We start from the raw sequence: 1657 nt of genomic DNA on the forward strand, positions 1-1657 counted from the left end.
CTGTTCATCGTTTTTTGTTTTTTTGTTCAACTGCAAATATACGATTTTTACAGCGACTTCCTTTATCTTTCACTTTTTATCCAACTGAACTGCGGATGAACCGAAAAACTCGATGTGCTCAATTTTATGTTGCTGAAAGGCCATCCAACAAAACTGCGGAAGAACCTCAAAACCTGATTCCTCAAGGTATCTACGTTCTTCTAAATAGCCCTTAGCACATTCGTTTCGATCACTTATATGAAGTTGTCTTTGTGTCGGCTTAAATATTTTTCCCGTAAAAAAATTTTTGTCAATTTTCATTTTCCTATTTGTTTTTATGTTAAACATCAATATTAATACAGTATTCTTATAGGTGGTCTTTCTGCTTTTAAAAAGCCATATATTACAATGCAAAAAGCCATCTTTCGCAACGCCATTTGCCGTCTTTTACAAAAGCGTCAGTATACGGCCTATGCGCAACTTAATATTACTCTAACGTAAATCTACCGCGTATCTGAGTTCCGCTTCAATGCTTCCTCATATATTTCACGTACCCGCTCACGTAAATGCCGTGGTTTTATGACTTCGAGCGAACGGCTACGCGACAACAATTCCATGACGAAATCGTTAGTTATCCGCAACCGAAGTGATATCCTGAATTCGTCAGGCGTGTCCACAAGCACTGTCTGAGATGTATGGATAGGCGCTGACTTGATAAACCTTCCATCGAGCGCATCATATCGAAGCTCTATGTCCTCTACCGGTATACGCTCGTCATTCCATAGTCCAAAACAATCCCTGAACATTGCATTAACGTCACTGTCAGTAGCGCGTATGAATGTTTCATCATCATGGACTTCAAGGTTGCGTATGCGGTCAATGCCAAATGTCTTCATCACAGCCTTGTCATACGCCAGAAGGTACCACCTTTGGTTTGACTCCTTGAGGTAATGCGGTAATACGTCAAAATGCCTTTCCCTGCAATCGTTGCGGTAATCAACATAACTAAAGCTTACGGGGTGCAGGTCGTGTATTGCCCTTACAAGCGGCATTAGCCACTCACTGTACCGTGGACGATGGTGCTCAGGCAGTACGAACGTAGATATGTTAGGCGTGCGGTCGATAGCGTTGAGCAGATCGAAGTTCATCATCAGCTCGCTTATCCGTTCGTCGTACCCCATATAATCCTCACGGATAAAATAACCTTGCCGCGTCCTGTTGTATGAAATTGTTATGCCGAACAGTTCGTCAATATCGCGTATATCGCGTTCAAGCGTACGCCCGCTTACCTCGGAATAGCCATAGTGCCACGACATCTTGTCGTTGACGTAGTTCAGCAATTCGCCTCTTGGAACGAAATTCCCGTGTCTTACTTTATTAAGAATAAGGAGCATTCTCCTTATGCCCTCCACCTGCTTGCTCATAATAAATTATCTTTTACGATGGCAAAGATAAAAATTCACGACGACAAAACATGTCGCCGTGAAAAATATTTTCGATAATAAGGTTCCTGTGTATCACATGTTCATTAAGTTGCATTAGTGCTTTGCCTGCTCTGGATATACATTAATGAACATACGCCAACCGCCCGAACACGATAAGTGTTCGGGCGGTTGGCATCTATAAAATATACTGACTTTATCACAAAAGATTACGTCCCTTCTTCCTCCTTATAATC

Annotated in this window: 2 protein-coding genes; both read right to left on the minus strand. The window is 41.9% G+C overall.

Going from position 1 to position 1657, the window contains the following annotated elements; genetic code table 11:
* Nucleotides 1–69: 69 nt before the first annotated feature.
* On the minus strand, nucleotides 70–300 hold the full coding sequence (locus H6A34_RS14325) for a hypothetical protein (protein ID WP_205106065.1): 231 nt from the start codon (nucleotides 298–300) through the stop codon (nucleotides 70–72).
* A 182-nt stretch (nucleotides 301–482) separates the two neighbouring features.
* The gene (locus tag H6A34_RS14330; protein ID WP_205106066.1) at nucleotides 483–1403 is read right to left on the minus strand and encodes a helix-turn-helix transcriptional regulator; all 921 of its coding nucleotides are present in this window, start codon (nucleotides 1401–1403) and stop codon (nucleotides 483–485) included.
* Nucleotides 1404–1657: the final 254 nt, after the last annotated feature.

It is taken from the genome of Marseilla massiliensis (assembly GCF_016899855.1).
Classification (GTDB): Bacteria; Bacteroidota; Bacteroidia; order Bacteroidales; family Bacteroidaceae; genus Prevotella.